The sequence below is a fragment of the Sphaerotilus montanus genome (assembly GCF_013410775.1).
GTDB classification, from domain to species: Bacteria; Pseudomonadota; Gammaproteobacteria; order Burkholderiales; family Burkholderiaceae_C; genus Sphaerotilus; species Sphaerotilus montanus.
Window position 1 is genome coordinate 3657226 of sequence record NZ_JACCFH010000001.1, and the last position, 20871, is coordinate 3678096.

Genomic DNA, 20871 nt, shown 5'->3' on the forward strand with positions numbered 1-20871 from the left:
GCTTGGAACACCTCATACACCGGTCACTCGGACACGGGCGCAGTGGTTCGGCTGGTCAGTTTCCCAAGCGCGTGCTCAGACCAAGGTAAGCTTCGCTGAACTCGTTGGCGACCTTGGCCTTCATGCGGGCTTGCGTCACGAACTTGATGTACTTGAGCGTGGTGCTCACGTCCTTATGGAGCATCAGTGTGCTGACCAAATCCAGCACCGCTTTCTCGGTGGCTCCTTCTTGGGAAAGAAGCAGTGAAGTCAGCGATGTTCCGAAGGTGGCCCGCGTCATGTGAAAGTGAAAGTGCTTCGCAAACGCCAGCCCGGCCTGTGTCGCCTTGCGCCGCAAGTCCACCATTGCTCGCCCAACTGCCGTGCCAGAACCCGAGTCCCGGTCAACGTAACGGCGGCCATAGCGGGTGAGAAAGACAAGATCCTTGTCTCCGGGGGCTGCCAAGGCCTCGCGCTTGAGTCGGCCCACATCGACCAGATAGTCACGCAGATCTTCTAGCAATGCGGCGGGCACAACGATCTGGCCATTCACATCGAATTTGGTGGCGACATGTGGGCGATGACCTGGGCCCACTGAAAGGAAGACGAGTCCGGGCGTGTTCGGGGCAGGCGAAGCGTTGAGGATCGTGTCACGCTTGAGATCGGTGATGGTCTCGATACGGGCGCCAGAAAAAAACCCCAACTTGAGCATCAGGTCAAGCTCTCGGCTGACGTTACCCGGTCGACCGGTGAAGGCCAGTAACTCTTGCCTCTGCTCGTCGGTGAGCGGGCTCAGTCCGTTTTCCAGTTTGAGCCCGTGCCGGGCTCGGTTCGGAATCATCAAGTTGGTGCTGCGAAGAAGCAAGGTTCGCGCAAAGCCCACAGAGTCGAAATACCGATGGACGACTTGCCGCTCCTGCCACAAGGGAGCGTCACGACCGATGAGCCCATGCACCTGGGCAAACCGGTAAAAAATAATGGTGGCGTTCATGCGATGGCTGGCGGTGGAGGGCGCCAACAAGCCCAGCCTGTCGCGTTGCTCCATCAAGTGCTTTCGCCATCGGATGAGCACCCGGTCTCGCTCCAGCATCGGAAAGTGCTGCCAATCTAACTGCTCGCCTTCGAGCCACTGCGCATACTTGTGGAGATGACCGAGATTCGACCTAACAGTCTTGATGTCGGTCAATCCGTTGGTCGCCCGGCTGTGCGCCCACAGATTCGCTTCTCTCCAACTCGAACCGTCAGCCCAAAAAATCTGCGGCAGTCCTCTGGTCGGTCGAAGTGCCCGGTCCTGTTCACGGCGCACCACGCCATCGTCACCCACGATGATGCGATGAGGGATGTAATGAATCAGCTCAAGCGAGGCCATCAGCTTGCCGCCCAGAACGGGCGTGTAGAGAGGAGACTTGCAGATCTTAGATCGCTTGGACAACCCCTTGGTTTGCCTGCTCTCCGCTTGTCATACGATGTTTATGAAATTGAAGGCCCAATCAGGCCATCTAGCTCAGCCGGGATCTCGGGACGCCCACGCGCATTGAGGGCGGTGCCTGTGACGATGGCGCTCAGCATTACCTTGCCGTCAGGAGAGCGCTGAATCTGCTGGTTGAACTGCAGCCGCAGGCGCCCATGGCGCTGAAGTTCGGTGCGGACGATGAAGGCGTCACCGCTGATGAGCGAGGCCTTGAAGTCAGCCTCAACGCGCGTGACCACCAGGAAGATTCCGCGCTTGGCCAGGTCGCCAAACCGGATGCCCATGCTGCCAAGCAACTCGTGGCGGGCGTGTTCCAGGTAGTTGAGATAGACCGCGTGGTTGACGACATGTCCCATGTCGCACTCGTAGTCTCGAACCTTGAACTCGACGTTCAAGCTGCGTGGAGAGGTCTCATGCATGGGCGCGCTGGCGATTGAGATGTCCATAGCCTGCTATCACGCTACTAGCATGTCCATACCTGCAACACGCGCGTATCGGTGTCTTCCCAGTAGATGCGCAGGGGCCAGTGGAACAGCGCGTCGGCCATGTCGGTCTCGGTGGTCAGGTGTTCATCCACAGCATCACCACGACCAGCAGCAGCAGCACGAGCACGGCGGCGAGCAGGGCGCTGAGGATCCAGCTCGGCCGCTCCCGTGCCGGCGGTGCCGGTTCGGGCATGGTGGCGGGGGTGGTGGTGGCTTGCACGTCGGAGGTCAGCAGCGGCGGCACCGAGGCCGAGGCCGAGGCCGACGACGCGTCGATGACCAGGCCCGCAGGGGCCTGCGTGGCCAGCCAGGCGCGCAGTTCGCGGGCCACCGTGCCGGCGGTGCGCTGGCGCTGCACGGGGTCGATGCTGATGGCCTGCAGCGCGATGGCCGCGAGCGCGGCGGGCACGTCGGGGTTGTGCTCGCGCGGTGGCCGCGGGCGGGCGGCGCGCACGGCAGCGCGGATCTCGGCCAGCGAGGTGCCGCCATACGGGCGGTGGCCGGTGAGCAGCTCGTACAGCACCACGCCCAGGGAGTACACGTCCGTGCGCGGATCGCATTCGAGGCCGTCGAACTGCTCGGGGGCTGCGTAGAACGGCGAGCCCAGTGCCGGTCCGCCCACGGTGTCGGTCTGGTGCAGCAGCTGGGCGATGCCGAAATCGAGCACCACCGGCCGCGTGCGTCCGACCATGAAGATGTTGGCGGGCTTGATGTCGCGGTGGACCACGCCCTTGCCGTGCGCGTAGCTCAGCGCATCGGCCACCCGGCGCACGATCAGCGCGGCCTGCTCGGCGGTGGGGCGCCAGCCGGTGCGCAGCATCTGCGACAGGTCCTTGCCCCGCAGCAGCTCCATCGCGATGTAGGCACCGTCCGGACTGACACCGGCGTCGTGCACCGTCACGATGTGGGTGTGGCTGAGGCGGGCGGCAGCGCGGGCCTCGTCGAGCACGCGCTCGGTGAGGTGCTGGCGTTCGTGCTCGGGCACCACCAGCGGCAGGGTCTTGACGGCCACCCGCCGGGCCAGCACGGTGTCATAGGCCGACCAGACCGTGCCCAGTCCACCCGCCCCGAGTGGCCGCTCCAGCACGTAGCGCCCCATCTGGCCGCTGGCGGCCAGGGGGTCCTGGTCCTCGGTCCGTGGTGCAGGGGACAAGGGCAAGGGCACGGACACGCGGCCCGGTGCCTGTCCGTTCAGATCCGCGTCCAGCAGCTGGGTGGATTCGCTGGGCGCTGTGCTCTGGCGGCGTGGTGGTCGTCCGAGGGCCTCCCCGATCTGCTGCTCGAACGGGATGCTGTCCGGCGGCAGGGTGTCTTCGCCGAGATCGGACGGATCCCCCGGACTGGTCGGCAGCCAGAGGCCGGACGCACTGTCGGCAAGGAACGCGTCCCGGGCTGCGGGGCGGGTGTCGTCGGGCGTTCGGATCGTCGGGGGCATCAGGCGGGTCATGGGCAGGGACGCTGGGCAGGCCCGGAGGTCGTCAGCGCCCCAGCACGCGTTGCAGGCGTCGCACGGCCTCGTGCAGATCGTCCATGGAGCTGGCGAAGGACAGGCGCGCGTAGCGGCCCGTCTCGGCGTGGCCGAAGTCGCGGCCCGGGGTGAGCGCGACGTGGGCACGCTCCATCATGTCGAAGCAGAACTGCCAGCTGTCGGGCGCGTGGGCGGTGACGTCGAACCAGACGTAGAACGCCCCGTCCGGCTGCACCGGCACCGTCAGGCCCAGTGCGTCCAGCGCGGGCACGATGTAGTCGCGGCGGGCCTTCATCGTGGCGCGGCGCTCCTCGCACACGGCCAGCGTCTCGGGCGTGAAACAGGCGAGTGCGGCCTGTTGCGCGATGGCGGAGGCACAGATGTAGAGGTTCTGCGCCAGCTTCTCGACCGGCGCCACCAGCGCTTCGGGCAGCACGAGCCAGCCCAGGCGCCAGCCCGTCATGCCGAAGTACTTGGAGAAGCTGTTGACCACCAGCACGTCGTCGCCCAGCGCGAGCGCCGTCCGGGCATCGCCGTCGTAGCTCAGGCCGAGGTAGATCTCGTCGACGATGGTGATGCCGCCACGGGCGCGCACGACCTCGACGATGCCGGCGAGCGTCTCGGCGGGCACCGAGGTTCCGGTCGGATTCGACGGCGAGGCCAGCATCACGCCGCGCGTGGCCGGTCCCCAGGCGTCGGCGACCGAGGTGGCGTCGAGCTGGAAGCGCTGGGCCGGCGTGGTGGGCAGCAGCCGTGCCGTGCCGCCCGAGGCCGTCACGAAGTGGCGGTTGCAGGGGTAGCACGGGTCGGGCATCAGGAACTCGTCGCCCGGCTCGACCAGCGCGGTGCACAGCAACTGCAGCGCTGCCGAGGCGCCCGCGGTCACCACGATGCGGCCGGGATCGATGTCCACGCCCCAGCGGCTGGCGTACCAGCCCGACAGCGCCCGGCGCAGCGCGGGCAGGCCGACGGCGTGGGTGTACTGCGTGCGGCCGGCGTCCAGGCAGGCCTGCGCAGCCGCGACCACCGCGGGCGGTGCCGTCTCGTCCGGCTCGCCGATGTTCAGGTAGAGCATCCGCTCGCCACCTTGCGCCGGATCGCAGGCCGGGGTGCGGGCGATGGCATCCGCCGCCTTGGCGCACTCCATCACCCAGAACGGCTCGATGCCGGCCACGCGCTGGGCCAGGCGCAGCGGATCGGGCTTCGACGGTGCGGGGCGCAGGCTCATCCGGCGCGGGGGGCCGAGCGGGCCAGACGCTGGGCAGCCACCTCGTCCGGGCGCAGATCGACGGCGGCCTTGTCCAGCACGCCGTTGACGTACTTGTGGCCATCCGTGCCGCCGAAGGCCTTGGCCAGCTCGACCGCCTCGTTGATGGCGACGCGGTAGGGCACGTCCACGCAGTGCTGCAGCTCGTACAGGCCGATCAGCAGCACACCGTGCTCGATCGGCGACAGCTCGACGATCGGACGGTCGAGGTGCGGGGTCAGCAGCAGGTCCAGCGCGATGGCCTGTTCGATGCAGCCTTGCAGCAGGGCATCGAACATCGCGCTGTCGCACTTGCTGAACTCGTCCTGCTCGCGCATGTGGGAACGCACGACGCTGGTCTCGGCGCGGCTGATCTGCCACTCGTAGAGGCCCTGCAGCGCCAGCTCACGGGAACGGCGGCGGGCGGATTTGGGACGTGCAGCCCCCGGGCCGGTGGTGGTGCCGCGGGGTTTGGGGGTCGAGTTCAAGTCAGGTCTTCCAGCAAGTTGGCCATTTCGACGGCGACGCGGGCAGCGTCGCGGCCTTTCTCTTCGGTGCGTGCCCAGGCCTGGGCTTCGTTCTCGACCGTGAGGATGGCGTTGGCGATCGGCACGCCGTGGTCCAGCGACACGCGGGTGACCGCAGCACCGCTCTCGTTGGCGACCAGCTCGAAGTGGTAGGTCTCGCCGCGGATGATGCAGCCCAGGGCGATCAGCGCGTCGTGGTCGTCCGAGTCGGCGAGGGCCTGCAGTGCGACGGCCACTTCCAGTGCGCCCGGCACGCTGACATGGCGGATGTGCTTGCGCTGCACGCCGAGCAGCACCAGCTCGTTCACGCAGTGCTCCGCGAGGGCGTCGGTGATGGCCGCGTTGAAGCGGGCCTGGACGATCGCTACCCGCAGGTCGCTGCCGTCGAGGCGGGGGGCCGTGCCCTTGTCTGCGCCTAGCATGGTGTGTTCCTTGGGTTGGAGTTCAGGTTCAGGCGGCCACCGGCATGAAGCCGGTGACTTCGAGACCATAGCCGACCATGCTGGGCATGCGGCGCTGGTTGCTGAGCAGCTTCATGCGGCGGATGCCGAGGTCGCGCAGGATCTGGGCACCGACACCATAGGTGCGCAGGTCCATCGTCGGGCGCGGCGGCTCGCCGGTGGGCGGCAGGGCCACGCCGAGCAGGGCCTGGGCATCCTGCGCCACGTTCAGCAGCACGGCCACGCCGCGGCCGGAGTCCTGCAGCGTGGTCAGCGCCTGCGGCAGCGACCAGGAATGGCGGGCGCGGCCGATGTCCAGCAGATCCATCACCGACAGCGGCTCGTGCACACGCACCAGCACCTCGTCCTCGTCGGTCCAGCGGCCGGCGCTCAGCGCCAGATGCACCTGGCCGGTGCGGTCGCGGTAGACGCGGCTGTCGAAGGCACCCCAGGGCGTCGTCAGGCGGTCCTGGTGCAGGCACTCGATCAGCGACTCGTTGCCGCTGCGGTAGGTGATCAGGTCGGCGATGGTGCCGATCTTGAGGTTGTGCTCGCGGGCGAATTCCTGCAGGTCGGGCAGGCGCGCCATCGTGCCGTCGTCCTTCATGATCTCGCAGATCACGGCCGACGGCGACAGCCCGGCCATGCGCGCCAGATCGCAGCCGGCTTCGGTGTGGCCGGCGCGCATGAGCACGCCGCCGTCCTGCGCCTGCAGCGGGAAGATGTGGCCGGGCTGCACCAGATCGCGCGCCACGCTGTCGCGCGCGACCGCGACCTGCACGGTGCGGGCGCGGTCGGCGGCGGAGATGCCGGTGGTCACGCCGGTGGCCGCCTCGATCGAGACGGTGAACGCGGTGCTGTGCTTGGTGCCGTTGCGCGCGGCCATGGGCGGCAGCTGCAGGTGCTCGCAGCGCTCGCGCGTCAGGGTCAGACAGATCAGTCCACGGCCGTAGCGGGCCATGAAATTGATCGCTTCAGGGGTGACCAGATCGGAGGCAAAGACCAGATCGCCTTCGTTTTCCCGGTCTTCTTCGTCGACCAGGATGATCATGCGTCCGGCCGCCAGCTCGGCGACCAGCTCGGGAATGGGTGAAATCGGCATCCCGCGATTGTAGGCGGCTCAGGCCGGCGAGCCGAACCCCGTTGCAGATCGTGCCATCAGTCGCACGTCGCCGCCGACGCGGGTGAGGTCGGTGAACACCAGCGGAGCGGCGTCGGCCAGCGCGGCGAGCGGGCCGAAGGCGGCCATGTCGCGGCCGGCGCCGATCAGCTTGGGGGCGAGGTAGACGAGGTATTCGTCGACCAGTCCGGCGCGCACGAAGCTGCCGTTGAGGTGCTGGCCGGCCTCGATGTGCAGCTCGTTCACGCCGCGCCGGGCCAGCGTTTCCAGCACGGCCGGCAGGTCGATCCAGCCGTTGCTGTCGGTCTGCACCGGCGCCAGGGTCACGTTCGAGCGCGACAGCGCCGCGGCCCGCGTGCTGTTCAGCGCTGCCGCGGTGCAGCACAGCAGTACTTCGCCGGGCACCTCCAGCAGCCGGGCCGACGGCGGAGTGTCGAGCCGCGCGTCGAGCACGACCCGCAGCGGCTGGCGGGCCGTCGGCACGAGCCGCACGTCGAGCCGCGGATCGTCCTCGCGCACGGTGCCGATGCCGGTCAGCACGGCGCCGGCCCGGCGGCGCCAGGCGTGGCCGTCCGCGCGGGCCTCCGGGCCGGTGATCCACTGGCTGGTGCCGTCCGGCAGGGCGGTGCGGCCGTCCAGGCTGGCGGCGACCTTCAGCCGCACCCAGGGCCGCCCGCGCAGCATGCGCGAGAAGAAGCCGATGTTGAGTTCGCGCGCGGCGTCGGCCATCAGCCCGTGGGCGACCTGGATGCCGGCCGCCTGCAGGCGCGCCAGCCCCTGTCCGGCGACCAGCGGATTCGGGTCCAGCACGGCGGCGACCACCCGGCCCACGCCGGCGGCGACCAGCGCGTCGGCGCAGGGCGGCGTGCGGCCATGGTGGGCGCAGGGCTCCAGCGTGACGTGCACGGTCGCGCCGCGCACGTCGTGGCCATCGGCCTGGGCGGCGCGCAGCGCCATGATCTCGGCATGCGGCCCGCCGGCCTGCTGGGTGTGGCCGGCACCGAGGACACGCCCCCGCCCGTCGCTGATCACGCAGCCCACCCGCGGATTGGGGTCGGTCAGGCCGATGCCGAGCGCCGCCCATGTCAGCGCCTGGGCCATGGCCACCTGGTCGTGGGCCGTGAAGGAGGAGGAGGTCGGTGTGTCGCGCATGGGCGTGATTGTCGGCGCTGGCGACTGGCCAGCCTTCACGGCTGGTGCGCCAGCGTGCTGTCGTCCACCGGATTGTCCGTGGTGAACGTGCCGAAGGGGCCGGCGTCGAGCGGACAGCGCGCCGCGGCCCGGATCACCAGGAAATTCTGGTTGCCCAGCGCGGTGGTCACGACGCTGTAGCTGGCGGGGTGCTCGATGTTGTCGATGCGGCCGTTGCCGTCGTGGTCTGCGCTGTAGCGGCAGATGCGAAAGCGCCCGGTGTTGCCCCCTGTCACGCTGACCAGCAGCCAGTCCTGTGGCACCAGATCGAGCCGGCCGGACCAGCGGGGCGCGCCGCCCGAGACCGGAGGCACTGGCTGGACCACGCAGTGGTAGGCGATCGAGGTCCTGGCCGTGATGCCGGGTGGTACGCCGGTCGGACCGTCCTGTGCGCACTCCCAGGCCGGACTGGGGTGGCCTGTGGTGGTGAGCGTCAGGCGAAGGCCGGTGCCCATGGCCAGGCTGGTGGGCCGTTCCGCATCCGCGGAGGTGAGGGTGTCGCTGTCCGTGGCGAAGCGGATGTGGCCGCCGAGCAGCAGGCCGCCGAGCGCCCGGCAGTTGCCGAGACTGGCCGCGTCCAGCGCGGCGGCCGGCACGCCGACCGCGCTGTCGCAGCGCCCGGTCACGTCGCCGGAGCGGCTGTCGAACAGCCAGACCAGCGCCGCGTCGGTGCGCGGCTTGAAGGCGTGGCGGCCATCACCGAGGTCGTGCGCGGTGGCCGGGATGCGCAGCGAGCGTTCCGGCAGGCCTGGGCCGAGTGGCCCGGGACTGCCTGGCGGCAGCCTGCGGTTCAGCAGCGTGGCGGCTCCCAGTGCGGGATCGAGTGCGGTAAGTGCCGTGCCCAGCGTCACGGCATGGTCGAGGGCCTGCCGGTCCTGCCAGCGCACGGTGGTGGCGACGGTGCGCAGGCGCCCGGCCGCATCGGCGCGCACGCTGCGCTGCAGGGTATAGCCGGTCGGCGTGGCCGCGTCGACCGGCGCCGGGCCGGTGGCGGTCATGTCGGCCGGGCCGCGCCAGCGCAGTTGTTCCAGATCCTGGGCGGCGTGGCGGACGGCTTCGCTGCGCTGGCGGGACAGGTCGGTGGTGCGGCGCAGTTCGAGGTGCAGTTGCAGCAGGGACGCCGTGCCCAGACCGAGCAGTGCCACGGCCACCAGCAGCTCGACCAGCGCCAGACCGGCAGGGCCATGGTGGTGCCTCATCGGGTGTGCGGGTCGAACCAGCTGCCGGGTACCGGGACGAGCGCACCGCCGAGCGCCGCGGCGCGCGCCAGCACGGGGGCATCCCGCACCACGTCGATCGGCCCTTGCAGCATGGTGGCGCCGAGACTGACCAGACCACCGCGGAGCAGGCTGCGCGGACTGGCGAGCACCTGCACGTCCACACGGTCGGCGATGACCAGCCCTTGCAGCGAGGCGCCCGGACCCACGCGCAGCGTGCCGCGCACGACCAGCAGCAGTGGCGCCTCGGCTGTGCCCCAGCGGCCCTGTGCCAGCGTCAGATCACCGTCCAGCCAGAGCGCCCGAGCCCCCTGCGCCCAGGCCGTATCCAGGGCGCTGCCGGCGCAACCGCCCGCGCAGGCGAGGACTTGCCACGATGGCAGCGCCTTCAGTGCCGCAACGTCCAGCCCGAACAGGCGCTGCCAGAGCGCATCGCTGCCCGCGGCGAGCGGTGGATCATCGGCGACCAGTCCGGTCGCTGCGGGCTGCCCGGCAGGGCCGAACACCTTGGCCGGGGCCTGCACGGTGATCGTGCTGCCACTGTCGATGGCGATGCCACCACTGGCATGCTCGGTATTGAGGACACCGGCGCCGTCCGCCAGCGTGACGGCACCGACACTGGTCAGCGCTGCCAGCGGCGCCTGCACCACCTGCCCGAGTGCGGCCAGTGTGGTGCTGACGCGGTAGCGGGCATCGGGTTCGGTTGCGCCTGCGTCGCCGCAGTCCGGGCTGGGGTTCGAACAGCCTTCGGCCGTCAGTGTCCACAGCCCGGTGCGCGGGCCGTTCTGCAATGTCACGGCAAAGGCTGGCGCTTCCCGATCGGCAGCTGGTGGCCAAACTCGGCCCGCATCGCTGTCGGGGCAGTGGCAAGACCAGTCCGGACCGGCTTCGTCCAGCACGCAGGCGGGTTGCAGCGGGACAGCCGCGGCGAGGCTGCGCTCCCAGCGGGCGCGTAGCGCGGCGGGGGCTGCGGCGGTGTCCTGCGCGGTCGGCAGGCACCGGCTGTCCAGCGCCCGGGGGTCGTTCAGGCGCGACACGGCCCAGTCGAGCCCGGCCTGCGCGGCCTCCTGTGCACGCACGGCGCGGATCTGACCGGCGCTGGCACGCTGCTCGACCAGCAGCGCCCGGTGGCTGTAGAGCAGGCTCAGGTGCGCGATCAGCAGCAGGGTCAGCACCATCGCGAGCGTGCTGAAACCCATGGTGTGTGGCGGTGCATCAAGCCGGGCAGGCACCGGTGACCTCGTCATTGCGCAGGCGGGCTTCGGTGGCCAGCTGCCGCTGCACGCGGCTGTCGCGCGCATCCTGCGCGTCCAGTTCGACCCGGACCCGGCGCTGCACCCGTTCGGGCGGACAGCCGGCCTGTCCGTTGCAGGCGGTCCGCGGACACAGCGCGAGCAGGCTCTGCCGCTGTTCCTCGACCCGGATCGACAGGCGCGTGACGCGCGCCAGCGCCGGGTCGGTCAGTGCCTGCCAGCTGTCGCGCTCGTCCGGGGCGATGGCGCTGCCGGACATGCGCCACTCGAGGACCTGGCTGGTGGTGTTCAGGCGCAGGCCGAACTTCTCCTGGTTGCTGTTGACCTGGTCCTCGGTGAGGTCGCGGCTGTAGCTGTAGCCGAGCCAGGGTGCCGCTGCGGGGCCGTTCAGCACCACGCCGCGGTAGGGGTTGGTGGCGAGTGTGGCCGACGGGTGGGCGCTGTCCCAGGCGCCGCCGGACACGTCGGCCCAGTAGCCTGCGCGCCGGACGTCGCGGGAGATCAGCTCGATCGCCGTGCGCAGGTCCTGCGTCAGGCGACTTTCCAGCAGCAGCCGGCGCTGTTCATCGACATGTGCCGCCGCGAGCTGCAGCAGGCCGGACAGCAGCAGCAGGCCGAGTGCGATCGCCAGCATCAGCTCGACGAGACTCCACCCGCGGAGACGGGCCTGGCGGCCGTGCGGGCTCATGATTTCCAGCACTGCCGGTTGAGCGGCTCTGCGTTGCCGACCTGTGCATCCGGGCCGGACCGGTGCTGGAGCAGACCGGACACGACCTCCAGCACCAGCCAGCGGCACAGGCGGTCATCGGCCTGCGTGCCCCGGGCGACCGCTGTGACCCGGTAGTCGCGCTGTGCGGTGTCCGGCTGGATGGAGGTGCTGACGTCGTAGTGGCCCGCGGGGCTGACCGCGGGCAGGTCGAGGCCGTCCTTGCCTAGACCGCCGGCATAGACCGGACGCTGCGAGCGCCAGCGCTCCTGGGCCTGCTGGAGCCTGGCCAGCGTGACGATGGCGTCGCTGCGCCGCATCCGCTGGATCTGGCTGATCCAGCCGGGTGCAGCCAGCGTCGCCAGGACCGCGACCATGAGCAGCGTGATGACCAGCTCGATCAGGGTCATGCCGCTGTGCGCGGGGTGGCAGTGACCGCGGTACATGGCGGTGTTCAGCATGCGCTGTAGCCGGTGAACCGCGGCCCTGGCGCACAGGTGCGGACGCGGCCCAGGATGTTGACGACGTGGCGCAGGGCGCTGCTGCCGTCGGTGGTGGTCACGTCGATGCTGCCCGTGGGGGTGACCGTGCCGTGCCGGGGGTCGATGCGCAGGCTGGCGACGTTCGACTGGAGCCGGATGCGCCGCGACACCGGCACGAGTGCCGCCCGCAGCAGTTCGGTGCCTGCCATGCAGCGGACTTGGGGTTCGGACTGCGGGTCGGCGGCACAGCGGCAGGCATCGACGTCGCCACTGTGCAGGAGATAGCACATGCCGGCGGGCGTGTCCTGGAAGCTCAGACGCAGGATGCGGTGGCGGGTGACGGCCGCAGCACGCAGGGACTGCAGATCGGCGTTGAACTGCGCGGAGACGCCCAGCAGGTGCTGCCGCTGCAGCCAGGCCGCGAACGACAGGGTGGCGGCCTGGAGCAGGACCGCGGCCACCGCCAGCACGACCAGCAGCTCCACCAGTGTCAGGCCGCCGTCCGCGCGGGTGGCGTGCCTGCCTGTCTGCCTTGTTGTCCGGACCATCCGTGCCCCCGTTTCGCCGCGCGCCTGTGCTGGATCGCTGGCGACCAGTCTAGGCAGGCGAGGGGGGCGGACGCCTCCCTCCGAAGAGGGAAAACTCCGGGTATTTCGGGGGTGTGCGGGGGGGAGGCCGGGTGGCCTCGGCTCAGATTTCCCGGATCAGCTGGTTGAAGGCGTCCACGTCCTCGAAACGCCGGTAGACCGACGCGAAGCGGACGTACGCCACCTTGTCCAGCCGCTTGAGTTCGCGCATCACCAGCTCGCCGATGTGGGAGGTGGTGACTTCGCTCTCGCCGCTGGTGAACAGCGTGCTTTCGATGCGGGCGATGGCGGCGTCGATCAGGTCGACGCTCACGTTGCGCTTGCGCAGGGCCAGCATCATCGACGCACGCAGCTTGGCGCGGTCGAACTCGATGCGGTTGCCGTTCTTCTTCACCACCGCGGGCATGGCCAGCTCGACCCGCTCGTAGGTGGTGAAGCGCTTGTCGCAGGCGCTGCAACGGCGGCGCCTGCGCATCGCGTCGCCTTCGTCCGAGGCGCGTGTCTCGACGACCGTGGTGTCCTGGTGACCGCAATAGGGGCAGCGCATCGTCAGGACACCGCGCCGATCAGCCGCGGTAGACCGGGAAGTCGCGCGTCAGCGCGGCGACCTGTTCACGCACGCGGGCCAGCACCGCTTCGTCGTTCGGGGCTTCCAGCACGTCGGCGATCAGGTTGGCGGTCAGGACCGCCTGTTCTTCCTTGAAACCGCGCGTGGTCATCGCCGGCGAGCCCAGGCGGATGCCGCTGGTGACCATCGGCTTCTGCGGGTCGTTCGGGATGCCGTTCTTGTTGCAGGTCATGTGCGCACGGCCCAGCAGCGCCTCGGCTTCCTTGCCGGTCAGGCCCATGGGGCGCAGATCGACCAGCATGACGTGGCTCTCGGTCCGGCCGGACACGATGCGCAGACCGCGCTTGGTCAGCGTCTCGGCCATCGCGGCGGCGTTCTTCACGACCTGTTTCTGGTAGGCCTTGAACTCGGGCTGCAGCGCTTCCTGGAACGCGACCGCCTTGCCGGCGATGACGTGCATCAGCGGGCCGCCCTGGATGCCGGGGAAGATGGCCGAGTTGATCTTCTTGGCGATGTCGTCGCCACGCATCAGGATCAGGCCGCCACGCGGGCCGCGCAGGGTCTTGTGCGTGGTGGTGGTGACCACGTCGGCGTGCGGCACCGGGTTCGGGTAGACGCCCGCGGCAATCAGGCCCGCGTAGTGCGCCATGTCGACCATGAAGTAGGCACCGACGGCCTTGGCCACCTTGGCGAAGCGCTCGAAGTCGATGCGCAGCGCAAACGCCGAGGCGCCCGCGATGATCAGCTTCGGCTTGTGCTCGTGGGCCAGGCGCTCCATCGCGTCGTAGTCGATGTCCTCGTTGGCATCGAGGCCGTAGGAGACGACCTTGAACCACTTGCCGGACATGTTCAGCGGCATGCCGTGGGTGAGGTGGCCGCCTTCGGCCAGGCTCAGGCCCATGATGGTGTCGCCGGGCTGCAGCAGGCCGAAGAAGACGGCCTGGTTGGCCTGCGAGCCGGAGTTGGGCTGCACGTTGGCGTGGTCGGCGCCGAAGAGCTTCTTCGCGCGGTCGATGGCGAGCTGCTCGACGACGTCGACGTGTTCGCAGCCGCCGTAGTAGCGCTTGCCGGGATAGCCTTCGGCGTACTTGTTGGTGAGCTGCGAGCCCTGCGCGGCCATGACGGCGGGCGAGGTGTAGTTCTCGCTGGCGATCAGCTCGATGTGCTCTTCCTGGCGGCGCACTTCGGCGTTGATGGCGGCGGTGATCTCGGGATCGACGGCGGCGAGGGTCTGGGTAGCGCGGTCAAACATGGGGAGGCAGTCCTGTCGGTGATGTCCGGCCCCGCCGGCCTCGCCTGGATGGAAGGCGGAGGCGGTGGGCTGCCCAGGCGCACGGCAAAGAAACTGCTGACGAGCCCCGAAGCGGGCCGGCAGCGACCGCGCTCCCTGGTGGTTGACCCACCTCGGACCCCGGGCGGGGTCCGTGAACGCCAGTTGCGCGGTCCGCGGAGTTTACAAGATCGCGTGCTCAGTAGCTCAGGGCGGCCACGCGGTCGGGCTTGCCCTGCAGGACCGGGTTGGCGCCTGTCCCGGTTCCGGCGGCTGCCGACGGGCGGCTGCCCTGGTTGACCGGCGAGGTCAGCGTCGGGGTCGTGCCCGGCACCGGTTCGGCCGGCGGCGACACCGGCGGCACCGGCAGGCGTGCGGTCACGGGCACCGAACGGCCCTTGATGAGCTGCAGCAGGAACTCCTGCTCGGCCAGCACCTTGAAGGCGTAGCCACCGTCGCTGGCGAGGTTGGCTGCGCCGACGTAATGGCGCAGACCCCCTTCGACCGAACCGGCCTTGGCGATGCAGTCCTTGAGCACCTGCACGCCCACGCGCAGGTTGGTCAGCGGGTCGAACGCGGCGTGGTTGCCACCGAACGCGACGTACTTGTCGTCATGCACGCGGGTGAGCACCTGCATCAGTCCCTGCGCGCCGACGGCACTCTGCGCGAACGGGTTGAACGAGGACTCGATGGCGACGATGGCCAGGATCAGCGTCGGCTCCAGGCCGACACGCTTGCCCAGCGACCAGGCTTCCTGGACGAGACGGCCGACCGGCTCCGGCGCCACCTTGTAGCGGCGCGACAGCCATTGCGCGACCGCCGCCTGCTGTCGATTCAGCTCGCTGGGGTCCACGGCGGTGGCGCGGTCCACGGCCGAGAAGTCGCCCTGGGCCAGCAGTGTGGGTTCGTCCATCTGCGTGGCGGAGGCCGAGCGGGCTTCCTGGCGCTCGACGAGCCAGTCCAGCGCCCGTTCTTCCAGCATGCCGCGCACGTCGGCGCGACCGCCGATGACAAAGGTGACGCTCAGGACAGCCAGCCCGATGACGGCCAGACTGTTGTGGCTGACGGCCAGCAGGCCGTTGCCGAGATCCGCGATGAACACCCGCACCGATTGCGCGGTGGCGGACTGGACTCGCTTCCAGGATCGGGGTGCAGTCATGCAACTCCTCTTTCGATCACTGCAGGCGCCGTGTGGCCATTGGCAGGCGCCCAGATAATCCCCGTTGCGCAACAGCCGGCAGCCCTCGTTCGAGTGGTCTTGCCGGGTGGTCAACCCCCTCCATGCAACGGGATCGAAGGAGGCAGCTGCGCAGATGCGGCAGGCCACAAGCCCCCTGTGTTCGAAAACGGATGAATTCTAGAAGTCGTCCAAATAACCAGTCAACAATAAGAAACAACGTAATGAGATTGTAAAATTATGAAATACCGCGATCTGAGAGACTTTCTGGCCTTGCTGGAGCAGCGCAAGCTCCTGCTCCAAGTGAAAGAACCGGTGGCCACCGAACTGGAGATGACCTGGCTGTCCGACCGCACCTTGCGTGCCGGCGGACCCGCACTGCTGTTCCAGAATCCGACGACCCGAGGCCGGGCGTCGTCCATCCCGGTGGTGACCAATCTGTTCGGAACGCCGGAGCGGGTGGCGCTCGGCATGGGGGCGGAGCAGGTCTCCTCGTTACGTGAAATAGGTGAACTTCTGGCCCGTCTCAAGGAGCCGGAGCCTCCCCGCGGACTGCAGGATGCCGGTCATTTGTTACGAATGGCCAAGACGCTGTGGGACATGAAGCCCTCCGTGGTCCGTCATCCTGCGTGTCACGAATTGATCATTTCGGGTGATGACATCGATCTGGGCAAATTGCCGGTACAACATTGCTGGCCGGGCGATGTAGCCCCTCTGATCACCTGGGGATTGGTGGTAACCCGTGGTCCGCAGTCCGTTCCGCGACCCCGGAAGCGGCAGAACCTCGGGATCTACCGCCAGCAGGTGATCGGACCGCGCCAAACCATCATGCGGTGGCTGGCCCACCGTGGAGGTGCGTTGGATTTTCGTGAATTTGCACACGCAAATCCTGGAAAGCCCTTTCCGCTGGTAGTGGCATTAGGGGCCGATCCCGCCACGATCCTGGGTGCTGTCACCCCCGTGCCGGACAGTCTGTCCGAGTACCAGTTCGCCGGATTGCTGCGTGGCGGGCGCACGGAGCTGGCGGAGAGCGGCGTCGGCGAGGGTGATCTGAAGCTCCAGGTCCCTGCGTTTGCCGAGATCGTGCTCGAAGGCCACATCCCGACGGCGACGCCCGGATTCGAGGGCCGCAGCGAACAAGGCATTCCGCTTAAGGAAAAGGATGGTTACCTGCACGCCCTCGAAGGGCCGTACGGCGACCACACCGGCTACTACAACGAGCAGGACTGGTTTCCGGTGTTCGAGATCAGCCGCATGACGACGCGCAAGGACCCGATCTACCACTCGACCTACACCGGCAAGCCGCCGGACGAGCCGGCCATCCTGGGGGTCGCGCTGAACGAGGTGTTCGTGCCGATCCTGCGCAAGCAGTTTCCGGAGATCACCGACTTCTACCTGCCGCCCGAGGGCTGCAGCTACCGGATGGCCATCGTCAGCATCCGCAAGAGCTACCCCGGGCACGCCAAGCGGCTGATGTTCGGGATCTGGAGCTTCCTGCGCCAGTTCATGTACACCAAGTTCATCGTGGTGGTGGACGACGACGTGGACATCCGCAGCTGGCAGGAGGTGATCTGGGCCATCACGACCCGGATGGACCCGGTGCGCGACACGACGCTGGTGGAGCACACGCCGATCGACTACCTCGACTTCGCTTCTCCGGTGTCGGGGCTGGGCGGCAAGATGGGGCTGGATGCCACCAACAAGTGGCCGGGCGAGACCAGCCGCGAGTGGGGGCGCACCATCGAGATGGACCAGGCGGTGACCCAGCGCATGGATGCGCTGTGGACGACGCTGTTCAAGAGCCGGTGATCAGGCCGAGCACTTCGTGCAGGGCATTGTGGACGAGCACGAAGCCTTGCTGGGAGGGCATCCAGTCCAGCAGCGGCTGCTCGTCGCGGGTCACGGCGGCGACCGGTGCGGGCACGATCACCATGCCCTTGCCCGCCGCATCGCGGAACGCGCGCATGGCACGGGGCATGTGGGAGGCATGGGTGACCAGCACGATGCGCTTGATGCCGGCGCTGTCCAGCATCGGCACCATCAGGTCCGCGTTCTCGCGGGTGTCGCGCGAACGGGACTCGGTCCAGCGCAGGCTGGTGCCGTAGTCGTCCTGCACGATCTGGGCGGCCGTCTCGGCCTCGGAGCGTTCGCCGGTCTGTGCCCAGCCGACGCCGCCTGCGTACGCCAGCGGCTGACCGGTGCGCCGCGCCAGCCACACGCCGTAGCGCAGCCGGACCATGGCCTGCTGGGTGAGGCTGGAGGTGCCATATTCGGCCGCGAGCCGGTGGCGGCCCGCGCCGAGCACGACGACCGCGGTCGGGGTCTGGCCTGGTCCGCGCATCAGTGCCCGGACCTGCGCCGTGCTCAGCGCCGGGGGCGGACGCAGCACGGCGTCCTGCAGCCAGTGTGCCGTTGCGACACAGCACATCAGCCACAGCCCGGCCGTGGACAACACGATCAGGCCGCCGCCCAGGCGTGGCCGGCGCCGCATCAGCCACAGGCCCAGCAGGATCAGCAGCAGCAGGCTGGCCGGCGGCTGGACGAGCGCGGACAGCAGGGGTTTCCAGGACGGATCAAGCAGCACGGAGGGGCAGGGCGACAGCCGGGTTGGGGTGGGGATCGGACCGGGCGCATTCTGCCCGAGCCGCTCGCCATGCCGGGAGGGCAGGGGTCAGGGGGCGAGGCGTTCGCGCAGCCAGAGGCCGTCGGCATCCTGCCGGTAGACCAGACGGTCGTGCAGACGCGACTTGCGGCCCTGCCAGAATTCCCAGCGCTGCGGCGCGAGCCGGTAGCCACCCCAGTGCGGCGGGCGTGGCGGGTGCAGGCCGTGCTGGGCGGCGGCGCGGGCGGCGTTGGTGACCAGCACGGTGCGCGACGGGATCGTCTGGCTCTGCGGCGAGGCCCAGGCACCCAGGCGCGAGTCCAGCGGCCGCGAGGCGTAGTAGGCGTCCGACTCTTCGGCGGACACCTTCTCGACCGGACCTTCGATGCGCACCACCCGCTCCAGCTCCACCCAGTGGAACTGCAGCGCAGCCCAGGGGTGCAGCGCCAGTTCCTGGCCCTTGCGGCTGTCGTAGTTGGTGTACCAGACCAGCCCGCGCGTGTCATAGCCCTTGATCAGCACGATGCGGGTCGAGGGGCGGCCGTCCGCACCGACGGTGGCGACCGTCATGGCGTTCGGCTCAGGAACGCCGGCCTTCAGCGCTTGCTGCAGCCACTGGTCGAATTGCTGCAGGGGGGCGCTGGCGGCGCTGTGCTCGTCGAGCTCCCCGGCTTCGTAGCTCTTGCGCAGATCGGCGATGTTCTTCATGGCGCCGAGTATAGGAAGGTCCCGCGACCGGTGCAGTGCTCCAGCGCAACACACCTGTCTGACGCCGGACTGATCCAGTCTGGTCCGCGTGGCTAGCAGTTGTCCTTAAGTGAAGGCACCAGTTCACTTCGGGGGCGATGTGGGTTCCCATGGCGTCATGGAAGGCAGGGCCCGCCCGGGCCGTGCGAACCAGCGCAGAGAGGAAGCGTCATGGACACGGTCAACGACATCGCGGCAAGGAGCTGGACATGAGTCCCACCCGGAGTCTGCCGACCGTGGTGGTGCTCGCTGCCGGCGGCGGGGTGCGCTACAAGGGCACGGGGCCGAAACTTGCGCAGGCCTTTGGTGCCGCGAGCGTGCTGTCGCACACCCTCGACGCGGTGGTCAGCTCCGGTCTGCCGCTGGTGGTGGTCACCGTGGCCTCGCTGGTGGAGGTCGCCCGCAGTGTCGTGGCCTCGCGCGACATCGTGCTCTTGCCGCCGGTCGGCTCTGCCAGCCGCGAGCCGCTGGGGGAGGGCTTCTCGATTGCCGCCGGTGTCGGCGCACGGCCGCATGTGCCGGGATGGCTGATCCTGCCGGGTGACATGCCGCTGGTGCGGCCCGAGACGCTGCGCGCGGTGGCGCGGGCGCTCGATGCGGCGCCGGTGGCCTACGCCCAGTACCGCGGCCGGCAGGGGTTCCCGGTGGGCCTGTCGGCGGAGCTGTATTCGGAGCTGGTCCTGCTCAGTGGCGACGAGGGCCTGCGCCGCATGCTGGTGCGCTATCCGTCGAATCCGGTGGAGGTGTCCGATCCGGGGGTGCTCGATGACATCAACACCGCTGCCGATCTGGAGCGCCTGCGCCTGTCAGGACCCGTCATGGCCTGGCAGCAGTCCGTGCCGCTGGGCCAGCCGAACGAGGCGTGAGACCTCCGCATCGTCGATGCACAGCGCCTGCAGGCACTGTGCGGTGCGGTGCAGGTAGTCCGCGGTCCGGCCGTAGCGCCCCTCGGCGTGGCGGAAGATCGACAGGTGCGTGGCATCGTCGAGCCGGCCGGTGTGGGACGGGTGGGACGGGTCGAGCGTGAATGCGAGCGCGGTGACCTGGCCTTGCGGCGTGTGGCAGCGCAGCCAGCGTGGTGTGTAGACCCCGTTGGGCATCTCGCGCTCCCAGAGGGCGTCGAGCTGCTGCACTGCCTCGTCGGTGCCGGCCCGGTGGACCTGTCCGACGCAGGAGCCCCCCGGCAGCAGCGCGAACACCAGCCCCGGGCAGTCCGGCGAGCCACGGTTGACCCGCGAGCGCATCCGCAGGGCCCGGTGGTGGCCCCAGAGCCGTGCCGGGCGGATCTCGGCCGGCTCGAACTGGGGCCGCCACAGCAGCGAGCCATAGGCGTAGAGCCAGAACGATTCGTTCCGCTCCAGCCGTTCGATCAACTGGTGCCGGGTGGCCTGCAGCAAGGCCAGGGAATGTGCCGAACAACCCGAAGGCACGGCAGGCGGGGGCAGTGGAAGGCTCATGGCGTTGCAGTGTCACCGCAGTGGTGCAGGTGCGACAAGCCCGCGCGCGCGTCGGACGCGTCACGCCCCAGCAAGGCGCAGGCCTTTAAACTTGTGAATCTTTTAACGATGAGGAGGATTCTCCATGAGTGACGACGATCGCGACGACAGCCGCAAGGTGGGCCTTTGGGTGGTGTTTTCCAGCGTGGCGGTGCTGCTGCTGGGCGTGCTCGGCTTTGCCGTCGTACGCACGATGAAGGGCCCGGCTGCGCCAGTCGCCCAGACCGCTGCCGCTGCGGCCAGCGCGACCGAAGCCGCCGACGTGCTGGTGGACTACACGACCACGACCGCCGCCCTGGCGACCGTGTACTTCGAATCGGGCTCGGCCGCGCTGCTGCCGGACGCGGACCCGGCCCTGGCCGACACGGTCAAGGCGCTCGCCGCTGATCCGGGCAAGCGCGTGCTGCTGTCGGGCTACCACGACTCGACCGGCGATCCGGCCATGAACGCCGAGCTGGCCAAGCAGCGCGCCAAGGCCGTGCGTGCGGCCCTGCTGGTGGCGGGCATTCCGCTGAACCAGGTGCTCCTGCGCAAGCCGGAAAGCACCACGGGCACCGGAACCGAGCGCGAAGCGCGCCGCGTCGAGATTCGCCTCGTCGACGCCCAGTAAGTTCTCCAGGCAGTCCGCCGGGTTACAGCCAGGTTACGGCCTGCGCGTTGCCCGGTGGCCCGCTCCCGCAGCCCGTCCGGCCGGAGGTTTTCCGAGTGGACGGGCTGTGTTCGTTCTGGGGCTGGCATGGACGGTGCACGGGGGGTATGGAAGACCGCTGCCCCAGGGGTGGAAAGATTTGACGCTGTAACTTAGTTACGCTTTAATCGTGCGACAAGTTTCAAGACTG

General features: G+C 69.1%; 22 protein-coding genes and 1 riboswitch. Of the genes, 3 read left to right on the top strand and 19 right to left on the bottom strand.

Features of this window, described 5'->3' with window-relative positions; all coding sequences use genetic code 11:
* Positions 1 to 55 precede the first annotated feature (55 nt).
* The 16 genes from BDD16_RS16660 to BDD16_RS16735 all read right to left on the bottom strand — a co-directional run bounded on the left by BDD16_RS16660 (position 56) and on the right by BDD16_RS16735 (position 15169).
* Positions 56 to 1348: a tyrosine-type recombinase/integrase gene (locus tag BDD16_RS16660; protein WP_179634977.1), complete on the bottom strand. Its 1293-nt coding sequence runs from the start codon at positions 1346 to 1348 to the stop codon at positions 56 to 58.
* A 101-nt stretch (positions 1349 to 1449) separates the two neighbouring features.
* A complete protein-coding gene (locus BDD16_RS16665; RefSeq protein ID WP_218897848.1) occupies positions 1450 to 1896 on the bottom strand; it encodes an acyl-CoA thioesterase in 447 nt (148 codons plus the stop codon).
* Between the two features lie 115 nt (positions 1897 to 2011).
* Positions 2012 to 3382, bottom strand: a complete 1371-nt coding sequence (locus tag BDD16_RS16670) for a serine/threonine-protein kinase (RefSeq protein WP_246332581.1) — start codon at positions 3380 to 3382, stop codon at positions 2012 to 2014.
* 31 nt (positions 3383 to 3413) lie between these two features.
* Positions 3414 to 4595 (bottom strand): pyridoxal phosphate-dependent aminotransferase, encoded by a 1182-nt coding sequence (locus BDD16_RS16675; protein ID WP_375139098.1) that lies wholly within the window; start codon positions 4593 to 4595, stop codon positions 3414 to 3416.
* Between the two features lie 32 nt (positions 4596 to 4627).
* Positions 4628 to 5137 (bottom strand): transcription antitermination factor NusB, encoded by a 510-nt coding sequence (nusB, locus tag BDD16_RS16680; protein WP_179634980.1) that lies wholly within the window; start codon positions 5135 to 5137, stop codon positions 4628 to 4630.
* Complete coding sequence (ribH, locus tag BDD16_RS16685; RefSeq protein WP_179634981.1) at positions 5134 to 5598, bottom strand: 6,7-dimethyl-8-ribityllumazine synthase; 465 nt, start codon at positions 5596 to 5598, stop codon at positions 5134 to 5136. Before ribH ends, nusB begins: the two co-directional genes overlap by 4 nt.
* Before the next feature lie 28 nt (positions 5599 to 5626).
* The gene (ribBA, locus tag BDD16_RS16690; protein ID WP_179634982.1) at positions 5627 to 6718 is read right to left on the bottom strand and encodes a bifunctional 3,4-dihydroxy-2-butanone-4-phosphate synthase/GTP cyclohydrolase II; all 1092 of its coding nucleotides are present in this window, start codon (positions 6716 to 6718) and stop codon (positions 5627 to 5629) included.
* 18 nt (positions 6719 to 6736) lie between these two features.
* Positions 6737 to 7888: a bifunctional diaminohydroxyphosphoribosylaminopyrimidine deaminase/5-amino-6-(5-phosphoribosylamino)uracil reductase RibD gene (ribD, locus tag BDD16_RS16695; protein WP_375139080.1), complete on the bottom strand. Its 1152-nt coding sequence runs from the start codon at positions 7886 to 7888 to the stop codon at positions 6737 to 6739.
* A gap of 35 nt (positions 7889 to 7923) precedes the next feature.
* A complete protein-coding gene (locus BDD16_RS16700) occupies positions 7924 to 9126 on the bottom strand; it encodes a hypothetical protein (RefSeq protein WP_179634983.1) in 1203 nt (400 codons plus the stop codon).
* Positions 9123 to 10343, bottom strand: a complete 1221-nt coding sequence (locus tag BDD16_RS16705) for a hypothetical protein (RefSeq protein ID WP_179634984.1) — start codon at positions 10341 to 10343, stop codon at positions 9123 to 9125. Before BDD16_RS16705 ends, BDD16_RS16700 begins: the two co-directional genes overlap by 4 nt.
* Positions 10344 to 10359: 16 nt before the next feature.
* Positions 10360 to 11085, bottom strand: a complete 726-nt coding sequence (locus BDD16_RS16710; protein ID WP_179634985.1) for a hypothetical protein — start codon at positions 11083 to 11085, stop codon at positions 10360 to 10362.
* On the bottom strand, positions 11082 to 11564 hold the full coding sequence (locus tag BDD16_RS16715; RefSeq protein WP_179636202.1) for a type IV pilin protein: 483 nt from the start codon (positions 11562 to 11564) through the stop codon (positions 11082 to 11084). The genes BDD16_RS16710 and BDD16_RS16715 overlap by 4 nt, the downstream gene beginning before the upstream one ends.
* Positions 11558 to 12133 (bottom strand): GspH/FimT family protein, encoded by a 576-nt coding sequence (locus BDD16_RS16720; protein WP_179636203.1) that lies wholly within the window; start codon positions 12131 to 12133, stop codon positions 11558 to 11560. Before BDD16_RS16720 ends, BDD16_RS16715 begins: the two co-directional genes overlap by 7 nt.
* A 142-nt stretch (positions 12134 to 12275) precedes the next feature.
* Positions 12276 to 12719 (bottom strand): transcriptional regulator NrdR, encoded by a 444-nt coding sequence (gene nrdR / locus BDD16_RS16725; protein WP_179634986.1) that lies wholly within the window; start codon positions 12717 to 12719, stop codon positions 12276 to 12278.
* A 19-nt stretch (positions 12720 to 12738) separates the two neighbouring features.
* Complete coding sequence (gene glyA, locus BDD16_RS16730; RefSeq protein WP_179634987.1) at positions 12739 to 13992, bottom strand: serine hydroxymethyltransferase; 1254 nt, start codon at positions 13990 to 13992, stop codon at positions 12739 to 12741.
* 64 nt (positions 13993 to 14056) lie between these two features.
* Positions 14057 to 14189, bottom strand: a riboswitch (ZMP/ZTP riboswitch).
* 20 nt (positions 14190 to 14209) lie between these two features.
* Positions 14210 to 15169, bottom strand: a complete 960-nt coding sequence (locus BDD16_RS16735) for a lytic transglycosylase domain-containing protein (protein WP_179634988.1) — start codon at positions 15167 to 15169, stop codon at positions 14210 to 14212.
* Positions 15170 to 15427: 258 nt separating this feature from the next.
* Between BDD16_RS16735 and BDD16_RS16740 the strand changes: the two genes are divergently transcribed.
* Positions 15428 to 16996, top strand: a complete 1569-nt coding sequence (locus BDD16_RS16740; protein ID WP_179634989.1) for a UbiD family decarboxylase — start codon at positions 15428 to 15430, stop codon at positions 16994 to 16996.
* On the opposite strand, the gene BDD16_RS16745 is transcribed toward BDD16_RS16740, so the two are convergent.
* The gene (locus BDD16_RS16745; protein WP_310732857.1) at positions 16983 to 17771 is read right to left on the bottom strand and encodes a YdcF family protein; all 789 of its coding nucleotides are present in this window, start codon (positions 17769 to 17771) and stop codon (positions 16983 to 16985) included. The two genes, BDD16_RS16740 and BDD16_RS16745, sit on opposite strands and share 14 nt — an antisense overlap.
* Before the next feature lie 87 nt (positions 17772 to 17858).
* Positions 17859 to 18497 carry a pyridoxamine 5'-phosphate oxidase gene (gene pdxH / locus BDD16_RS16750; RefSeq protein ID WP_179634990.1) on the bottom strand — a complete coding sequence of 213 codons (639 nt, stop codon included), beginning with the start codon at positions 18495 to 18497 and terminating at the stop codon, positions 17859 to 17861.
* A 248-nt stretch (positions 18498 to 18745) separates the two neighbouring features.
* Here pdxH and BDD16_RS16755 point away from each other — a divergent pair, with 248 nt between their 5' ends.
* Positions 18746 to 19402, top strand: a complete 657-nt coding sequence (locus BDD16_RS16755; RefSeq protein WP_179634991.1) for a nucleotidyltransferase family protein — start codon at positions 18746 to 18748, stop codon at positions 19400 to 19402.
* Here BDD16_RS16755 and BDD16_RS16760 read toward each other — a convergent pair.
* A complete protein-coding gene (locus BDD16_RS16760) occupies positions 19343 to 19993 on the bottom strand; it encodes a gamma-glutamylcyclotransferase (RefSeq protein ID WP_179634992.1) in 651 nt (216 codons plus the stop codon). The two genes, BDD16_RS16755 and BDD16_RS16760, sit on opposite strands and share 60 nt — an antisense overlap.
* A gap of 124 nt (positions 19994 to 20117) precedes the next feature.
* Between BDD16_RS16760 and BDD16_RS16765 the strand changes: the two genes are divergently transcribed.
* Positions 20118 to 20642, top strand: coding sequence for an OmpA family protein (locus BDD16_RS16765; RefSeq protein ID WP_179634993.1), 525 nt, complete (start codon positions 20118 to 20120; stop codon positions 20640 to 20642).
* Positions 20643 to 20871 lie beyond the last annotated feature (229 nt).